Below are 16,054 nucleotides of genomic sequence, written 5' to 3'. Positions count from 1 at the left end.
GTGGTCAGACCGGCTCGCACTCGAGGAGGTCCCAATGGAAAACTGGTTCGTTTAGGAGGCGGAAGCCGGAATGGGAGAATAGCCCATGCCATTCGTCGAGAGTCCGCTTGCGGCCGCCGTGCAGCACGAGCATGTCTATGTCGAGCAGTTTTCCGTGATCCCAGTCGTTGCCGGTTTTGAGGACGGAATCGACGATCAATAGTCGTGCGCCGGTGTCTCCGATTGCCTCCCGGATGGTGGTAAGAGCGCGTTGCGCCTCCTCGTCGGAGAAGCGCATGAACACCGCCTTGACGAAATAGCAGTCGGCACCTTTGGGGATGGGGTCCTTCAGCAGGTCGCCACCGACGATCTCGGCACGGTCGTTCACCCCGTGCTTCTCGAATACCTGCTCAGCCTTGTTGATCATCCACGGCAGATCGAACAGATACGCCGTCATCTCGGGGTACCGGCGGAGCGCCTGCGCCAAGAAGTAGCCGTCACCGCCGCCGAGGTCGGCGAGGCGCTCAAAGCGGCCGAGATTCCACTGGTCCAGTTCCTCTTCGGCGAACTGCCGTGCCCAGTAGGACTGGAACTCATCACAGAACCGATCCACTTCCGGATTCTGCTCCAGGTACTCATTGAAGGTAACACCGAAGGCCTTGTGGAACGCCGGTTTGCCGGTCCTGGCACTATGCAGGATTTCTTCGAACGGCCGGGAGGTGAGCTCCATATGGTTGTACCGGATGAGCGGCAGCACCCCATGCGGGTTGTCACTTGTCAATGCCTTGGCTACCGGCGTGATACGGAAGGTCCCGCTCGGTCCCTCCGCGAAGATGCCGAGCATGGCCGTGCAGCGCAAGATCCGCTGCAGAGCCTGCTCGTGCGCGCCAGCCCGCTTGGCTATCTCCGAGATCGGCAGTGGACCGTCGGCCAAGATGTCGGCGATACCCAGCTCTGCCAGCGCGTACACGATTTGGGACAGACGCCCGCCGGAGGCGAGCAGGACCAGCTGGAGGCCGTACAGATCATTGGGGAGAAACGTGTCCTCGATCTTCTCCTCAACGTCACTCACCACTCACCACTCCCTTGGGTTCGGTTGCTTTTCCCGAATTACCTCATTGACCTTCGCGATGACCTCGCGGGGCGTTCGCAGCGTCCCCACCGCCTCGTCAGAGAGGTCGATTCCGTATTGCTGCTTGATCTGAGCAACGATCTCGAGGAGGGCCAGCGAGTCGTACCCGAGGTTCGTGAAGAGCACGTCGAGGATGTCGCCGTCGAGTGCCCCTGCCTCCGACTCCCCGGCATGAGTTCTCGTGAGGTCGATCAACTCTTCGAGTGTCAGTTGTCGCATCGTCAGTTCCTCTTCACCGCCCTGCCGATCAGTCGTTTTGTGCTTCTGTCACGCATCGTGGCAGCGGTGTCTAAAGAAGCCCTCACTAGGCAGTGAAGGCCGATACGCGGCCCCCGAAATCGGCGCGCTTCGCAAGACCGACTTCCAGTTCTTCTTCGCCGTGTTCCAGTGCAAACAGCCGCACCAGATCAAGCAGGCGGTAACGTGTTGCACCCGAGGTGTTATCGAAGGACGCGAGCAGAAACCGACTGTCGTACAGCCTCGTGAGAGCCGCCTCGGCCGCGACTACGGGCAGTCCGAGGACAGGAGCGGCCTCCGCAGCGGTAAATGTGACGCTGACCATGCGGCTCAGCAAGTGCAGAGTGTGCCTGGCATCAGTGCCAAGGCGGGCGTAGGACCACTCCAACCGATGGCACAGATCGGTGTTGCCGACCCTGAGCTCGTTGAGCCGGTGACGTCGGTCCGCCAACCGGATGACCACTCCGTCGAGGGATAGGCACGGCAGGACGGCCAGCTTGGAGCCGATAGCGCGTACGGCGACCGGAAGGTGGTCGCAGAGCTCGGCGACCCGCCTGGCGGTGGTGCGTTCATGGGCAGTCCAATAGCTGCCGGCCACTATGGACATCAGCTCGACAGCGTCCTCGGGAGGCATCGGCTCAACCTCGACCAGGCGGGCTCCACCCAGCCCATACAGAGGCGAGCGGCCGGAGACAATGACCGCGCATTCTGGGTTGCCCGGCAGCAACGGGCGGACCTGCTCCTCCGAATGGACGTCGTCCAGCACGATGAGTACTCTCCGGTCCGCACACCAGCTGCGGAACAACTGACTGCGGCCTGCCAAGTTGCCGGGGATCTGGTCCGGAGTGAACCCGGCGCCGCCCAGGAAGGAGCCGATCACCTCGTGCGGATCGACGGAATGGTCACAGGAGTCGATACGGCCTGCGGTGAAGCAGGCGAAAAACTGGCCGTCTGGATAGCGCCGCCGTAGCCGATGCGCTAGCCGCAGGGCGAGGGCAGTCTTACCCACCCCTGCCATCCCGCTCAGTGCCACAAGGCGCGGCGTGGAATCGCCCCCGCTCCGACCACAGCACTGCTCCAGGTGGGCCAGTTCGTCTTCGCGTCCACAAAACTCCGCGATGTCGGGGGGAAGCTGAGCAGGAGCGTTGACCGCAGGTACCGCGATCCGGTCAACGGCTCGCTCATGGTCGAGGTCCGGGTCCCCAGCGAGAAGCGCCCGGTGCAGCCGCTGCACGGATGGTGAGGGGTCGAGTCCGAGTTCATCGGCGAGACCGTGGCGCAGGTGCTGGTAGGCATCCAGGGCCTCGGGCCGCCGCCCGGAGCGGTGCAGCGCGAGCATCAGCTTCGCATGCAGTTCCTCATGGAGTGGGTGGTTCAAGGTGAGCGCCTTGAGCTCGGGCAGGACGTCGAGATGACGGCCGAGCCGGAGGTACGCCTCTATCCTCAGCTCGATCGCTTGCATTCTGGCTTCTTCGAGCCGGACCGCGTATGCCTCCAGGAAGGGCCCTCTGGGCACGTCAGCCAGGGCCGACGAACGCCATACCGCCACTGCCTCCTCGAAAGATTCGACGGCGTTCGCGTATTCAGCGGATTCGAACGCCAACTTCCCCGCGGTGAAGCGGCTCTCGAACAAGTGCACGTCAACATCCTCCGGAGCAGTCCTGAGCGCGTAACCGGAGGAGTCCGTCACCAGGCTCGCGTAACCCTTCCCGGCCTCTCCGCCCGCGCCCAGGATCTTGCGGAGTTGGTAGATGTACGTCTGCATGGTGGCTGAGACCGTCGCGGGCGGTTGATCCAACCATAATTCTTCGATGAACTTTTCCACCGGCACGGTCTGGCCGCGCGATATTAATAGCTGAGCGAGAATCGTGCGCAATTTCGGGGGCAACAGAAAATTTTTCTGACCGTCCACGACCTGGAGATTTCCCAACAAGCGGAACTTCAACTTCATCACCTCGCATGCGGCACGCGTGTGCAATTCCAGATGCGAAAACGCCGACGAACCGCATTTCCACAATATTGTCCGAAAAGGCATGAGAATTTCCAAATGCCCAGAAGGGGCTGTTCCAGGTGCCCACCGAACAAGGAATTCACCATTCAATCCGAATGGTCTGCGAACACCTGCCCCAGCCCTGACAGGAAGGATGCGGAAGGGGGCTATATTTAGGCGGAGTATCGCTATACCGCGACTATACGGAGGTACACTCGCGGAGTCGGCGACGACTCCGCTCAGGTCAGAAACGTGATGGGACGGCGTGAGACACGCGGCACACGATGCGGATCACCGGGCGACGCTACTGACCTTTGATCTGATGGTTGAACTCTGAACGATATCGGCCTGGAATAGGGGATGCCCCCGAACACCGCACCCCCACACACCCGACCAGCTCGAACAACGCCGCATGACCGCGGCCGCCCTCTTCGAACAAGGAGACCTCTCCCAAGCCGCCATCGCCCGCCTGCTCTGCGTCTCCGACCAAGCGGTGAGCACCTGGCGCAAGAAGTGGAAGGCCGACGTCCCCTCGATGTAGGAGAACACCGCCCGCTCTGCGTCGGTCCGGGTGGCGAACACCGTGCGGTCGATCAGCTCGGTCTCCAGCGACGCGAAGAAGCGCTCCGTGACCGCGTTGTCGAAGCACGACCCACTGCGTCCCGTCGAGGCGGCGATCCCGGCCTCGGCGCAGCGGCGGCCGAAGGCCAGGCCGGTGTACCGCGACCCCTTGCCGGTGTGGTGGATCAGCCCCAGGCCGGGGCGGCGGGCGGAGATCGCCATGCCCAGCGCGTCGCACACCAGCTCGGCGCGCATGTGGCCGGCCATCGCCCAGCCCACGATGCACCGCGAGAACAGGTCCATGACCACCGCCAGGTACAGAGACAACCCTGACCGGTGGCACGTAGGTGATGTCGGCCGTCCACGTCTCGTTTGGGGCGCTGGCGGTGAAGTCGCGTCCGATGAGGTCGGGCGGCGCGGTGGCCGTCGAGCCTGGACGAGTTAGGCCCTTGCGGCGGTGCGGCAGTGCACACCCACCAGGTCCGCGCAGCGCATCAGGCGGCTGATGCGGTTGCATCCGGCGCGGATGTCGTCGATGTCGAGCAGGTCGGCCTGGATCCTGTGGGCGCCGTAGGTGCCGCAGGACTCCTTTCCCGGGCAGGCGCCCGGGAGCGCCGGGTCGGAACGCCACCCTCGTGGAACCTGGGGCGGGGTTGCCCAGCGGTCGGCGGTCGTGTCCCTCCGAGTGGTGTAAAAGCGATGGGCGATTCGAACGAGGCGGTCTTCTGACACGCAAGCCGTTGAGGATGAGACCTCAGAGTCGAACGAACTTCCACCACTCTGCGGGACGCGACCCCGGTCGGCTCCCGGTCCTCAATCCCGTTCACGGAATCTCTGGGCAGTGGGCCGACCGGGTCAGTGAGGTCATTCAGAGGTGTGTGGGAAGGCGTGGACGTGGATGCGTAGTGCGACGTCTTCCGACGGGTCTCCCTCCTCCATCTCGCGGTAGCTCTCGATCAAGTCGTGAATCTTGCCCTCGAGTTCACGCGCCTGGTCAGGAGTGATCCGAAGGGTGAAGTTGCTGAGGTCCCAGCTGCGATTCCACGCCTCCGGCCACTCGTGCATCGTGTGCAGCCAGGCTGACAGCTCTTGCGCGTGTGTGTGCGCGGTCTCATGGATGAACAGGCCCAGAGCACCACGTACGGCCGGATCGGGGTGGTGCATGAAGTCCTCGATGTTGTCGGTTCGGGTACCCCGGTGTGTCGCCTTCCACCAACGCTCGCGTCCCGTGCTGCGTTCGGAGGCCTCCTCAATGAAACCGTGCGCGGCGAGCTGGCGGAGATGGTAACTCGTTGCGCCGCTCGACTCGCCAAGCCTGGCCGCGAGCTGGGAGGCGGTAGCCGGTCCGTATTCCCGCAGGGCGGTGATGAGCTGGATGCGCAGCGGGTGTGCAAGAGCCTGCAATGTGCGGGGGTTGTGGGACGTGGTTCTCTGCTCGATTTCTGCCATGCTCTGCACGCTAGGAGTGCAAACGAACTTTTGCAAGGAGAACTTTGCAAAGAATCATTTGCATGAGGCTGGCGCCTGAGGCGTCCGGACTTCGAAATTCGTCTCAATCTGGCAAAACTGTGCAGTAATTCGTCTGCACAGGGCAGGTAGCTGGAGGTATATCCGCTCAGTCCGCAAACCTATGCAGGGCATGCCGCTGGATAGAGTTGAAAGGGGTAACGACTTGGGTGGCCACGAGCAGGCGATGGCATTTCCGGGCGGCGTCGGTCTCACTGCGCTGATGGCGGCACTCGACCGGTCCGCTGAGAGCAACCGGAACGACAGACTGTTCGAAGATCGCTTGGCCCAGCAGTCCCGCATCACCCTCGTGAAGCTTGCTAAGGTCGCGGGGCTGATCTCGACACACTCCCCAGATATCTCGGCCTTTATTCGCGACACCGTCTTGCTGCGCACCTACTACTTCGACCGAGAACTTCTCGATGCCGCACGTCACGGCTGTGTTCAGGTCGTTCTCCTGGGATCGGGGCTGGACTCTAGGGCCTTCCGCCTGCTATGGCCGGAGAATATCGAGCTCTTCGAGGTCGATCGTGCTGACGTGTTCGCGCTCAAGGACCACATCATCGACGAAACCGAGAGTGCTCCTGCTTGCACACGCATTCCTGTATGGGCCGACCTGCGTGGCGACTGGCTCGGAGCATTGCGGGCCGCGGGGTTCAACCCCTGGCGGCGGACCGTGTGGCTATTAGAAGGACTACTGCCGCACCTGAATCAGGCGGAGAGCGACAGACTGATGGGCGCGATCAACGCCATGTCTGTGAAGGGGAGCAGGCTCTTGCTGGATCACTTTGGCGCTGCTCTTGAGGAGAACGCCGGGTACTCGGAAGTGGTCGACGTGTTTTCCGACGCAGGGATTCTGCTGCGCCTGGCTTCCAGGGAACCGGAGCCCTGGCTGGCGAAGTATGGCTGGACAGCGGAGTCCGTGGACCTACGGAAGCTGATCAGGGAGGCGGGACGCAGAGTCTCCTCGCTGCTCGATCCGCACACGGTACATGAATGCCGCAATTGGTGGATGGTTCGAGCAACGCGGTGAGAGCACGAGAACATGGCTGAGCAACGTGGACTGGCTGCTGTGGGATCAGGAGGTCGGGTGGGCCCAAGGCCGGGGTTCGACGTAATTCGGTGTGAGGTGCCCCGAGGCTTCCGGGCAGGGACCCAATAAGATGGTCCCGTAAGGAAACGAGGGGAAGTTTTGGCCTCGACCTCGAAGAGCGCGCACGCCTGCGGGAACTGGAACGCCTCAACCGCGAGAAGGACATGGAAATCGCGTTCCTGAAAAAATGTGCGGCGTACTTCGCGAAGGATCGCCCGTAAGCGACAGATACGAGTTCATCGAGTCGGTTCGATTCGATGACACCGCGGAGTACGCCTTCCCCGTCACTTTCATGTGCGACCGCGTCGGCGTGTCGAAATCCGGCTACTACGAATGGAGGAACCGCCCGAAATCGGCGACCGCCGAGCGCCGCGACCGTTTGATGCTGCTCATCCGCAAAGCCTTCGACGACTCCGACGGCACCTACGGCCACCGCCGGGTGCACGCCCAGCTCCAGCGCTGGGACGTGCAGGCCGGCCCCGAGCTGGTGCGCCTGCTCATGCGCCAGATGGGCCTGGAGCCCTGCCAGCCGCGCCCGGACCGCGCCTCGCTCACCGAGCAGGAGGAGGCCGCGCCCATCCCCGACCTGGTGCGCCGTGACTTCACCGCACCCGAGCCGGGCATGAAACTGGTCGGCGATATCACCTACGTGCCGACTTGGGAAGGGTGGCTGTATCTGGCGACGGTGATCGACTGCTGTACCAAGGAAGTCGTGGGATATGCGATGGGCGACAATTACCGCACCCCGCTGATCAAGCGGGCCGTGGAACACGCGGAGCGCGCAGGTCGCATCCAGCAAGGGGCGATTTTCCACTCAGACCGTGGAAGCAACTACACCTCTGCCCAGTTCGGTGAGTTCCTGAAGGGGAAAGGTATTAGGAGGTCGGTTGGCCGAACCGGGATTTGCTTCGATAACGCCCTCGCGGAGTCGTTCTTCGGGGTGTTGAAGAACGAGCGGGTGAATCGCGTGGTGTATCCCACCCGGGGGCGCGCCCGCCGGGACATCATTCGCTATATCGAATTCTGGTACAATCGCAAGCGGCTTCATTCGGCCTTGGGGTGCAACACGCCAGCGGAGATGTACGCTGCTCATCAAGAGATGCGGCTGGCCGCGTGAAATGAGCGGTTCAAACCCTGTCCGGAAACAGCGGACCCCTCAGTCCGGGGAACAATGAAACCCGTGGCCACACCGATGTGCGGGCCACGGGCCGAGGTTAATCAACAAGCTACTGATCTTTGATTAGGTGGTTGACGGGATCGGATCTGGAGTCAGGTGAGCGGATCTGACGAATCCAGCAAGCACCTCACCGCGTTTCTGGGCTGAGAGCAGATAGGAGCGCATGGCACCTTCCAACTCCTCCAGGCTCCGGTAGGCGCGGTTGGCGATACGCCGCTTGAGCTGGGACCACAGCGCCTCGACAGGGTTGAGCTCGGGGGCGTATCGCGGCAGCAGCACCACCGTGAGCCACTCCCGCGCCTCCAGGCGCCCGCACAGCCATTTCGTCTTGTGCGAGGCGTGGTTGTCCCACACGAGCACCACAGGGCCGCCTCCCAGACGCCGATGTACCCGGTCGATGAGCTCGGGGAAGTCGTAGTGGGTGAATCCGGCGCGCGAGGTGGTGAAGAGCAGCCGCACTGCTTGGCCCGCAGGGCCGACGCACAGCCACCCGGTCGCGTGCACCCTGGCCCGGGGGCCGCGGTTGACGGCGATGAGGGGCGTGCGCCCGCGTCGGCCCCAGGTGCGCCGGACCGGCGGGTCGGTGCAGGCCCCGGTCTCGTCGGCGAAGACGATCCAGGCGCCCTGCTGTTCAGCGCGGTCTTTTGGCCTGCGGCCAGGTGGCGGTGCACCAGGCGGCGATCTCCTCCTCGTCGCGTTGGACGGCGCGGGCGGCGGGCACCTGCCAGGAGTAGCCCAGGCGCTGGAGCATGCGCCAGACCCCGGAGGGGTCGGCGAAGGCCACGTTGAAGTGTTCGCTGATCAGGCGGTTGATCCTGGACAGGGTCCAGATCTGGTCGTTCCAGCCGTGGGCGGCGGGGCCTTGGTCGAGCAGGCGAAGCAGGCGGTGTTCCCGGTCGGCTTCCAGCAGGGGGGCGGCTCCGGCGGGGCGGGAGGCCAGGGCCTGGGTGCCTCCGGCCTTCCACTGCTTGTGCCACTTGTTGACGGCCTGCCTGGTGGTGCCCAGCAGGCGGGCGATCTCGGCTTGGGTGTGGTGGCCGGCCTCGAACAGGGCGGCGGCCTTCATTCGGCGGTCTTGGAGTTCGTCGGGAGTTCTCGGGGCGGGGGGAACCTCCATGCCTTATGACACCGCTGACGAAGTCGCAGGTCAACCCCGAGATCAAAAATCAGTAGAGGGCGTTTCTCTAGGCGGTGGTGTCCCGGCCGGTCAGCGGGGTGCGGGCTGAAGGTCGAGGACCTGCTTGGGGCGGGGGACGCCGAGCTTGGCCAGCAGGTCGATCTGGGACTTGGTCAGATCGGTGGCCTGTAGGAACGTGCCGTTGGGGCCGGTCAAGGTGCCGATGCGCAGGCGCTGGAGCTCGCGGCGGGCCCGGACACAGGTCGTGTCGGCCCGGGGCTCGATGATGCGGACGAGCAGGGGGGGCGAGCCAGCACAGCACGACGTGGGGCGATCAGCTCCTCCAGGCGGGGGACGAGCTGCCCGCATATGTGCTTGTCCCGCTCAGCCGCCTCGGAGTTGTGGCAGATCACGATCCAGGCGGTGTCGCTGATCCGGACCTCCTTGACGCGCATGTTCTCGGCGGAGGAGAAGCCGCGGTCGGTCACCCACACGATCTTGGACAGCGTCCAGTCGCGCATCTTGTCTTTGACCTGGCGGATCAGCGTCTGGTCGGAGGCGTTTCCCGGCCAGCACCAGCAGCGCGCCGGGATGCCCTCCCGGGGGACGGCCATGCCGATGACGATCTGGGGCAGGTCGTCGCGGGAGTCCTCGGACTTGCCGTAGGTGCGGAACCCGGACTTGTTCGATCGCTGATGTGGGCTGAAGCGGAGGGTGTGGGATTCGAACCCACGAGACCCCGTTAAGGATCTTGTGCTTTTCAAGAGCACTGCACTCGGCCACTATGCGAACCCTCCTGAGGGCAGGGATCCTGCTCTCCGCGGCCATGCTAGCTCACCGGCGGCGCGTTCGCTGAAGCGGCCAGGGTGGGGTGCCTGGTGCCCGCAGCCCAGACCCTCCGAACGGAAACATCGTGTCGCGCTCCTTGTCGTACTGGCGGAGATTGGTTACGTTCTGTTATGAAATGCACCGCTTCTACCTGTGATTACTACATGGGGTGTCCGTGCCCGTTGGTTGGCGGTGGATGGCTAACGGTTTTGGAATCTTTGGTCGATTGGTCAGTTTATGGCTTTTGACCTGCAATTACTACTTGCTGTGACTGATCGTAACGCACTTGAAAACCGCTAAGTCCTTCCGGGGCTTCGTGGGTTCAAATCCCACACCCTCCGCCATCGTTCGGGAAGGCCCCCGCTGGTCAGGCGTGATGTCTGGGTGGCGGGGGCCTTCCCGTGTCCGGGGTGGGTGGTGGGGTGTGCGGCGCCAGTGCGTGGTCGCGGCGGATTTGTTTAGTGTTCATGTATGAACGACTGGGACCTGCGCAAGCTCCGGTTGCTCCGGGCGCTTGACGAGTTGGGCACGGTGCGGGCGGCGGCCGAGGCGCTGCGGATGACGCCCTCGGGGGTGTCGCAGCAGTTGGCGGTGCTGTCCCGGGAGCTGGGGGTGCCGCTGCTCGAAGCACATGGGCGGCGGGTGCGGTTGACGAGCTCCGCGCACGTGGTGCTGCGGCACGCCGACGCGCTGTTCGCGCAGGTGGAGCGCGGGCGGGCGGAGCTGGAGGAGCACCGGCGGGGCGAGGCCGGGGAGGTGCGGGTCGGGGCGTTCGCGACCGCGATCCCCGGGGTGGTGATCCCCGCGGTCGAGCGGTTGCGGAGCAGTTGCCCGCGCCTGGCCGTGCGCGTCCGCGAGGCCGAGGCCGCCGAGGTCTACGACCTGCTGGCCAGCGGGGACATCGAGATCGCGCTGTCGCTGGCCGTCGACGCCCCCGCCTCCGGCGACGCGCGGTTCACCCGTTCCTCCCTCCTGGCCGACCCTCTGGACGTCGCACTTCCCGTCCACCATCGGCTGGCCGACGCGCCCGGGCTGCGGCTGGCCGATCTCGCCGGCGAGCCGTGGATTTACGGCGACTCCGGGCCCTGGCGCGACATCACCCTGACGGCGTGCGCCGACGCGGGGTTCGTCCCGGAGCGCGCGCACGTCGCCGCGGACTGGGCGGTCATCCTGGCGATGGTCGGCGCGGGGCTGGGGGTCGCGCTGGTGCCGCGGCTGGCGGCGCCGCGGAGTGGCGGCGGGGCCGTCATCCGCGAACTGCCGGCCGACCGGCCGCGGCGGCACGTGGTGTCCGCGGTTCGGGCCGGGGCCGAGGACCGCCCGCATGTGGCGCGGGTGCTCCGGGCGCTGGGCGAGGCCGCGGCGGGCCGTGGGTGAGTGTTCACCTCGGCTTAACAGCGTGAGTGAAAAGTTTGGCTGTACGTGGCCGTTCGGCCGGTGCAACAGTACGTGGTGTAGGGGTTTTGTGGTGATTCACGACTTGTGGAGAGGTTGATTCCCATTGGTGGCATCCCCGGCTCAGGATCCGCACGTGAACGACGCACGTCCGTACAGCGGCGGTGACCCCTACGCCGACTACCGCGGGGGCGAGTTCGCGTTCACCGACCTGGTCGACCTGGCCGACCGGCGCCTGGGCGGCTCGGTGATCGCCGCCAACGACGAGTTCTTCGCCGAGCGCGAGAACCTGCTGCGCCCCGAGCCCGCCCACTTCGACCCCGAGGCGTTCGGCCACAAGGGCAAGGTCATGGACGGCTGGGAGACGCGGCGCCGACGCGGAGCCGGCGCCGACGACCCGCACCCCGGCGATGACGACCACGACTGGGCGCTCATCCGGCTCGGCGCGCCCGGCGTCGTCCGCGGCGTCATCGTCGACACCGCCCACTTCCGCGGCAACTACCCGCAGCAGGTCGCCATCGAGGCCGCCCACGTCGACGGCGCGCCCTCCCCCGAGCGGCTGCTCGCCGACGATGTCACCTGGGTCGAGATCGTCCCGCGCAGCCGGGTCCGGGGGCATGCCGCCAACGGCTTCGCGGTCGATGCCGAGCGTCGCTTCACCCACCTGCGGCTCAAGCAGTTCCCCGATGGCGGCATCGCCCGGCTCCGCGTCCACGGCGAGGTCGTCGCCGATCCGGCCTGGATCGCCGCGCTGGGCACCGTCGACCTGGCCGCGTTGGAGAACGGCGGCGCGGTCGAGGACGCCTCGGACCGCTTCTACTCCTCGCCGGCGAACATGATCCTCCCGGACCGCTCGCGCAAGATGGACGACGGCTGGGAGAACCGGCGCCGACGCGACCGGGGCAATGACTGGGTCCGGCTGCGCCTCGCCGGGCACGGCGAGATCCGGGCCATCGAGATCGACACCGCCTACTACAAGGGCAACGCCCCGGGCTGGGTGGCGGTCCACGGGTGCGACGCGACGGTGGCGGACCCCGCCGATGCCGAGGCGTGGTTCCCGCTGCTCGACCGGGTGGCCGTGCAGCCCGACACCGTGCACCGCCTCCACCTCGGCGGTCGGGAGCGCCGCCCCGTCACGCACGTCCGGCTGGACGTGTTCCCGGACGGCGGGCTGGCGCGCGTCCGGCTGTACGGTTCGCTGACCCCGGCCGGGGAGAAGGCCCTCGGTGAGCGGTGGGGCGCGCTGACCGGAGCGCCGGCCGACTCCCGCTGAGCCCGCCTCGACGCCCGCCGCCTCGCCCGCGCGCCCCTACCGGTTCGTCCGGAGGGTGAGGTGGCGGGTTTTCCTTTTTCCTGGTTTTCCGGTGCTGCCTGCCGATTCGGGTTCCCGGGGATCTTGGCGCACTGGTTACTGGCGAGTAACCTGGTCGCCATGACAACCATGAGCGCCGAACAGGCGGAGCTGGTCAAGTCCGGATTCCTCGCGGCCGTGCCGTTCGCCCGGACCCTCGGCGTCGAGTTCATCGAGCTCGACCACGACCGGGCCGTCATGCGGCTTCCGGACAACGACAAGCACCACAACCACGTCGGCGGCCCGCACGCCGGCGCCATGTTCACGCTGGCCGAATCGGCATCCGGCGCCATCGTGATCGGTGCCTTCGGCGACCAGCTGAACCGCGCCGTCCCGCTCGCCGTCAATGCGGAGATCGGCTACCAGAAGCTCGCCATGGGCGACGTCATCGCCGACGCGCGGCTCACCCGCACCCGCGACGAGGTCATCGCCGAGCTCGACGCCGGCAAGCGGCCCGAGTTCGCCGTCGAGATCGAACTGCGCACCGAGGACGGGACCGTCACCGGCGCGATGACCGTGGTCTGGACGCTCAAGCCGAAGAAATGACCGTGGAAGAGGGGACGACGGGCGGGCCGTCGGTCCCCTTCTCCGGCCCGGCCGCCCGACCGGCCGGGCCGACGCGCGTGCGTCCGGCGGTTCGGCCGAAATGTCGTCCGGTCTGGATACGGTGACCCCCACCGGGGCAAGTCCTGTTAGGGGAGAGCCGAGCAGCAGGAGGACCGCGTGAGATTCCGAGTAGACCGCGACGCGTTCGCCGACGCCGTGGCGTGGACGGCCCGCGCCCTGCCGGCACGGCCCTCGATGCCCGTGCTCGCCGGCATGCGCCTGGAGCTGCCCGGCGGCTCCACCGGACTGCGCCTGTCCGGCTTCGACTACGAGGTGTCCGCCCGCGCCGAGGTCGAGGTCGAGGCCGAGGCCGGCGGCGCCGTCCTGGTCTCGGGCCGCCTGCTGTCCGAGATCGCCCGCAACCTTCCCGCCCACCCGGTGGACGTGGAGTGCGACGCCACCCGCGCGCTGGTCACCTGCGGCAGTGCCCGCTTCAACCTGCTCACGCTCCCTCTGGAGGACTACCCGAGCCTGCCCGCCATGCCCGGCACCACCGGCTCCCTGGCCGCCGACGCGTTCGCGACCGCGATCCGCCAGGTGGCCCCGGCGGCGAGCCGCGACGACACCCTGCCCATGCTCACCGGGGTCAACTTCGCCTTCTCCGGCGACACGCTCACCCTCGCCGCCACCGACCGCTACCGGATCGCCGTGCGCGAACTGTGGTGGCGCCCGGCCCACCCCGACCTGTCCGCCGCCGCGCTGGTCCCGGCCCGCACCCTCAACGACATCGCGCGCTCCCTGGTCCCCGGCTCCAACGTCGACATCGCGCTGTCCACGGTCGCCGCGGGCGGCGGTGTCACGCCGTCGCCGGGCGAGGGCATGATCGGCTTCGAGAACAACGGCCGCCGCACCACCACCCGGCTCATCGACAGCGACTTCGTCAAGTACGAGTCCCGCTTCCCCGGCGACTTCTCCGCGCGCGCCGAGGTCGCCACCGCGCCGCTCATCGAGGCCGTGAAGCGGGTGGCGCTGGTCGCCGACCGCAGCACCCCGCTGCGCCTCTCGTTCACCGCCGACGAGCTGGTGCTGGAGGCGGGCTCCGGCGACGACGCCCAGGCGGTGGAGGCGCTGGGGATCAAGTACCACGGTGACCCCATGCGGATCGCCTTCAGCCCCGAGTACTTCCTCGACGGCCTGGGCGCGGTGCAGGGGGAGACCGCCCACCTGAACTTCACGATCCCGACCAAACCCGCGGTGATCAGCGACGTTCCCCCGGACGACGGCGGCCGCCCGGAGTTCCGCTACCTGGTGATGCCGCTGCGGGTGTCGTGAGCCCGTCACCGGCCGCGGCTCAGTCGGGCCACCCCTCGGCGCTGCGCGGTGTCTCGTCGCCCACCGGCCGCAGCTCGTAGTGGAGGGTGCGGTAGCGCAGCATCCGGTGTGAGATCGGCACCGCCCAGCGCTGGAGGAAGGGGTGGCGTCGGCCGAGCATGCGCGCGGCGCGCTGCTCCTCGTCGCCGTCGAGCAGCCGCACCTCGCAGCGGACGGCCGGCCCGGTCGGCCTGCCGCGGAACGTGCAGGGCCGCAGGTCGGCGACCGGGTGCGCGCGCAGCCGTTTGGCCTTGCCCGAATCCGCCCAGGTGCGGAAGAGCACCCGGTCGCGGTCGACGACGATGCTCACGGGTGTGCTGACGCAGCGCATGCCGTCACGGCGGTAGGTGGTCAGAAGGGCCGTCTTGTAGCCATGAAAGTGCCTGAGGAGGGTGGCTGCCGACATACTCGTCAACTCCCGGTCGGGGGATACGGTGCGTTACCCTCACCCTTCCCCACAGAGTGACCTGAGTCACCTTCCAACACCCGGTTCTCGCGTGGGCTCCGGCGGATGCGGGAACGCCGCCGCTCACCGCCGACGGCCCCGCGCGAGAAGTGGCCGTAAGAAATCGCTTCCGGAGGTTTATCCACAGCCATTTCTGACCGCGTGAGGTTTTCCCCGACTTATCCCCAGGTTGTCCACAGGGTTATCCACAGAAATCCCGGTCGGTGGGGGGAAGGACACCCCACGGCGGGTGTCGACAGGGGACAGGGTGAGATCCGGTCCGACCGGGCGGTCGGCGCCTCGGGCCTACTCGCCGTCGGTCAGCGCGGCGCCGCCGCCCTGCCCGACACCGGTCTCCATACCCAGCTGCGCGCTGCGTCCGCGCAGATATCCGGCCCGGTACCCGGCGCGGTGGTGCGTGCGCTCCGGCCGGGTCGGGCGGAGCTGGGGAAAACGCCGCTCGAACTCCTCCTGCACGCGGTCGACATCGGTCCGCAGCACCACCTCGGCGCCGATCGCCGACGTCCCGTCGCCCGACGCCGACGTCCCGCCCGACCGCGCTGGGGACTCGGCCCCGGAGCCGTCCCGCAGCCGCGCCCGGAACTCGCGGATCCGCTCGGCCACCGCGTAGCCGTAGGCGCGGATGAACGACCGGTAGAACCGGCTGCGCTCGGTGGCCAGCGCCGACCGGTCGTAGTTGCGCATCTCGCGCAGGTCGGCGATGTGGTTGCGGGCGGTGAACCGCGCCGACGCCTCCATCTGCATGGTGATCGACGGCAGCAGGACGCGCAGCGCGTCCAGCGCCGTGGCCGTGCCCACGATGATGAGGGTGCGGTCGGTGTTCGCCGAGGTGTTACCGCGCACCGCCGACTGGCAGCCGTAGGCGGCGGCGATTCCGGCCAGCGCCTTGACCCGGGCCTTGCCGTGCCCGCCGACACCGGAGACCGTGAAGTCGAACCGGGTGACCTGCTCCAGCTCTTCGCCGCGCTCGGCGCGCGCCTCGGCCTCGGCGATGGCGTGCCGGGTCATCAGCTCGGCGGCCTTGGCCGTGAACGCCTGGCTCTCGGCGTCGGTGACCGCGGGGTCCTCGGCCATCCGGAGCAGGCCACGGACCCGCTCGATCATCTTGCGACGGGATTCACTTCGTGCGTCGGATGGCACCTGGCTCCTTTCTGCGACCGCCACCGAGACTACCGGCTCGGCCTGACCAGCTGAGGGCCGTTATCCACACGCCCGGGGACGGGGGGAGCGGCGACGGGCGCTCAGCACCGGTCGGCCCGGGCTCCTCCCGTGCCCGGAACGGGCGGCGATCGCGCACGTGCGCCG

General features: G+C 67.0%; 16 protein-coding genes, 1 tRNA gene and 1 pseudogene. 6 read left to right on the top strand and 12 right to left on the bottom strand.

The genetic code is table 11. From position 1 onward, the window contains the following. Positions 1-4: 4 nt before the first annotated feature. From HNR23_RS21465 to HNR23_RS21445, 6 genes are all read right to left on the bottom strand, one after another. Positions 5-1,051, bottom strand: coding sequence for a methyltransferase (locus HNR23_RS21465; RefSeq protein WP_184078150.1), 1,047 nt, complete (start codon positions 1,049-1,051; stop codon positions 5-7). 3 nt (positions 1,052-1,054) lie between these two features. Further along, a complete protein-coding gene (locus HNR23_RS21460) occupies positions 1,055-1,330 on the bottom strand; it encodes an acyl carrier protein (RefSeq protein WP_184078148.1) in 276 nt (91 codons plus the stop codon). A gap of 85 nt (positions 1,331-1,415) precedes the next feature. Next, on the bottom strand, positions 1,416-3,383 hold the full coding sequence (locus tag HNR23_RS21455; RefSeq protein WP_184078146.1) for an AfsR/SARP family transcriptional regulator: 1,968 nt from the start codon (positions 3,381-3,383) through the stop codon (positions 1,416-1,418). 246 nt (positions 3,384-3,629) lie between these two features. After that, complete coding sequence (locus HNR23_RS27800) at positions 3,630-4,226, bottom strand: DDE-type integrase/transposase/recombinase (protein ID WP_184078144.1); 597 nt, start codon at positions 4,224-4,226, stop codon at positions 3,630-3,632. A 114-nt stretch (positions 4,227-4,340) separates the two neighbouring features. Next, on the bottom strand, positions 4,341-4,631 hold the full coding sequence (locus HNR23_RS27680; RefSeq protein ID WP_394353796.1) for a transposase: 291 nt from the start codon (positions 4,629-4,631) through the stop codon (positions 4,341-4,343). Positions 4,632-4,763: 132 nt separating this feature from the next. Next, entirely contained in the window at positions 4,764-5,348 is a 585-nt protein-coding gene (locus HNR23_RS21445) for an ArsR/SmtB family transcription factor (RefSeq protein WP_184078142.1), read from the bottom strand. A 223-nt stretch (positions 5,349-5,571) separates the two neighbouring features. Here HNR23_RS21445 and HNR23_RS21440 point away from each other — a divergent pair, with 223 nt between their 5' ends. After that, positions 5,572-6,438 carry an SAM-dependent methyltransferase gene (locus HNR23_RS21440; protein ID WP_184078140.1) on the top strand — a complete coding sequence of 289 codons (867 nt, stop codon included), beginning with the start codon at positions 5,572-5,574 and terminating at the stop codon, positions 6,436-6,438. A gap of 247 nt (positions 6,439-6,685) precedes the next feature. Next, on the top strand, positions 6,686-7,615 hold the full coding sequence (locus tag HNR23_RS21435; RefSeq protein ID WP_184078138.1) for an IS3 family transposase: 930 nt from the start codon (positions 6,686-6,688) through the stop codon (positions 7,613-7,615). A 123-nt stretch (positions 7,616-7,738) separates the two neighbouring features. On the opposite strand, the gene HNR23_RS21430 is transcribed toward HNR23_RS21435, so the two are convergent. The 4 genes and pseudogenes from HNR23_RS21430 to HNR23_RS21415 form a co-directional block, all read right to left on the bottom strand. Next, positions 7,739-8,290, bottom strand: coding sequence for a transposase (locus HNR23_RS21430; protein ID WP_184080682.1), 552 nt, complete (start codon positions 8,288-8,290; stop codon positions 7,739-7,741). Positions 8,291-8,306: 16 nt separating this feature from the next. Continuing rightward, complete coding sequence (locus HNR23_RS21425; RefSeq protein WP_184078136.1) at positions 8,307-8,792, bottom strand: winged helix-turn-helix domain-containing protein; 486 nt, start codon at positions 8,790-8,792, stop codon at positions 8,307-8,309. Between the two features lie 90 nt (positions 8,793-8,882). Beyond that, positions 8,883-9,481 (bottom strand): annotated as a pseudogene (locus HNR23_RS21420) (IS1634 family transposase); the annotation flags it as partial. A 19-nt stretch (positions 9,482-9,500) separates the two neighbouring features. Next, a tRNA-Ser gene (locus tag HNR23_RS21415) sits at positions 9,501-9,589 on the bottom strand. 502 nt (positions 9,590-10,091) lie between these two features. Between HNR23_RS21415 and HNR23_RS21410 the strand changes: the two genes are divergently transcribed. From HNR23_RS21410 to dnaN, 4 genes are all read left to right on the top strand, one after another. Then, entirely contained in the window at positions 10,092-10,997 is a 906-nt protein-coding gene (locus tag HNR23_RS21410; RefSeq protein ID WP_184078133.1) for a LysR family transcriptional regulator, read from the top strand. A gap of 154 nt (positions 10,998-11,151) precedes the next feature. Next, on the top strand, positions 11,152-12,288 hold the full coding sequence (gene alc, locus HNR23_RS21405) for an allantoicase (RefSeq protein ID WP_343070650.1): 1,137 nt from the start codon (positions 11,152-11,154) through the stop codon (positions 12,286-12,288). Positions 12,289-12,456: 168 nt separating this feature from the next. Continuing rightward, positions 12,457-12,912 carry a DUF4442 domain-containing protein gene (locus HNR23_RS21400; RefSeq protein WP_184080680.1) on the top strand — a complete coding sequence of 152 codons (456 nt, stop codon included), beginning with the start codon at positions 12,457-12,459 and terminating at the stop codon, positions 12,910-12,912. A 177-nt stretch (positions 12,913-13,089) separates the two neighbouring features. Then, on the top strand, positions 13,090-14,244 hold the full coding sequence (gene dnaN, locus HNR23_RS21395; RefSeq protein ID WP_184078129.1) for a DNA polymerase III subunit beta: 1,155 nt from the start codon (positions 13,090-13,092) through the stop codon (positions 14,242-14,244). Between the two features lie 19 nt (positions 14,245-14,263). Here dnaN and HNR23_RS21390 read toward each other — a convergent pair whose 3' ends face one another. Beyond that, the gene (locus HNR23_RS21390) at positions 14,264-14,689 is read right to left on the bottom strand and encodes a PPOX class F420-dependent oxidoreductase (protein WP_184078127.1); all 426 of its coding nucleotides are present in this window, start codon (positions 14,687-14,689) and stop codon (positions 14,264-14,266) included. 345 nt (positions 14,690-15,034) lie between these two features. Beyond that, the gene (locus HNR23_RS21385) at positions 15,035-15,853 is read right to left on the bottom strand and encodes a DUF2786 domain-containing protein (RefSeq protein WP_184078125.1); all 819 of its coding nucleotides are present in this window, start codon (positions 15,851-15,853) and stop codon (positions 15,035-15,037) included. Positions 15,854-16,054: the final 201 nt, after the last annotated feature.

The organism is Nocardiopsis mwathae (genome assembly GCF_014201195.1).
GTDB lineage: Bacteria > Actinomycetota > Actinomycetes > Streptosporangiales > Streptosporangiaceae > Nocardiopsis_C > Nocardiopsis_C mwathae.
Note: the sequence above shows the minus strand (reverse complement) of the source record. Positions and strands in the feature narration are given on the sequence as shown.

Coding starts and splice junctions, on each gene's coding strand:
- HNR23_RS21455 (WP_184078146.1), bottom strand. CDS start 3,383: ATGCCTTTTCGGACAATATTGTGGAAATGCGGTTCGTCGGCGTTTTCG.
- HNR23_RS21400 (WP_184080680.1), top strand. CDS start 12,457: ATGAGCGCCGAACAGGCGGAGCTGGTCAAGTCCGGATTCCTCGCGGCC.
- HNR23_RS21445 (WP_184078142.1), bottom strand. CDS start 5,348: ATGGCAGAAATCGAGCAGAGAACCACGTCCCACAACCCCCGCACATTG.
- HNR23_RS21460 (WP_184078148.1), bottom strand. CDS start 1,330: ATGCGACAACTGACACTCGAAGAGTTGATCGACCTCACGAGAACTCAT.
- HNR23_RS21390 (WP_184078127.1), bottom strand. CDS start 14,689: ATGTCGGCAGCCACCCTCCTCAGGCACTTTCATGGCTACAAGACGGCC.
- HNR23_RS21410 (WP_184078133.1), top strand. CDS start 10,092: ATGAACGACTGGGACCTGCGCAAGCTCCGGTTGCTCCGGGCGCTTGAC.
- HNR23_RS21435 (WP_184078138.1), top strand. CDS start 6,686: ATGTGCGGCGTACTTCGCGAAGGATCGCCCGTAAGCGACAGATACGAG.
- HNR23_RS21425 (WP_184078136.1), bottom strand. CDS start 8,792: ATGGAGGTTCCCCCCGCCCCGAGAACTCCCGACGAACTCCAAGACCGC.
- HNR23_RS21385 (WP_184078125.1), bottom strand. CDS start 15,853: ATGATCGAGCGGGTCCGTGGCCTGCTCCGGATGGCCGAGGACCCCGCG.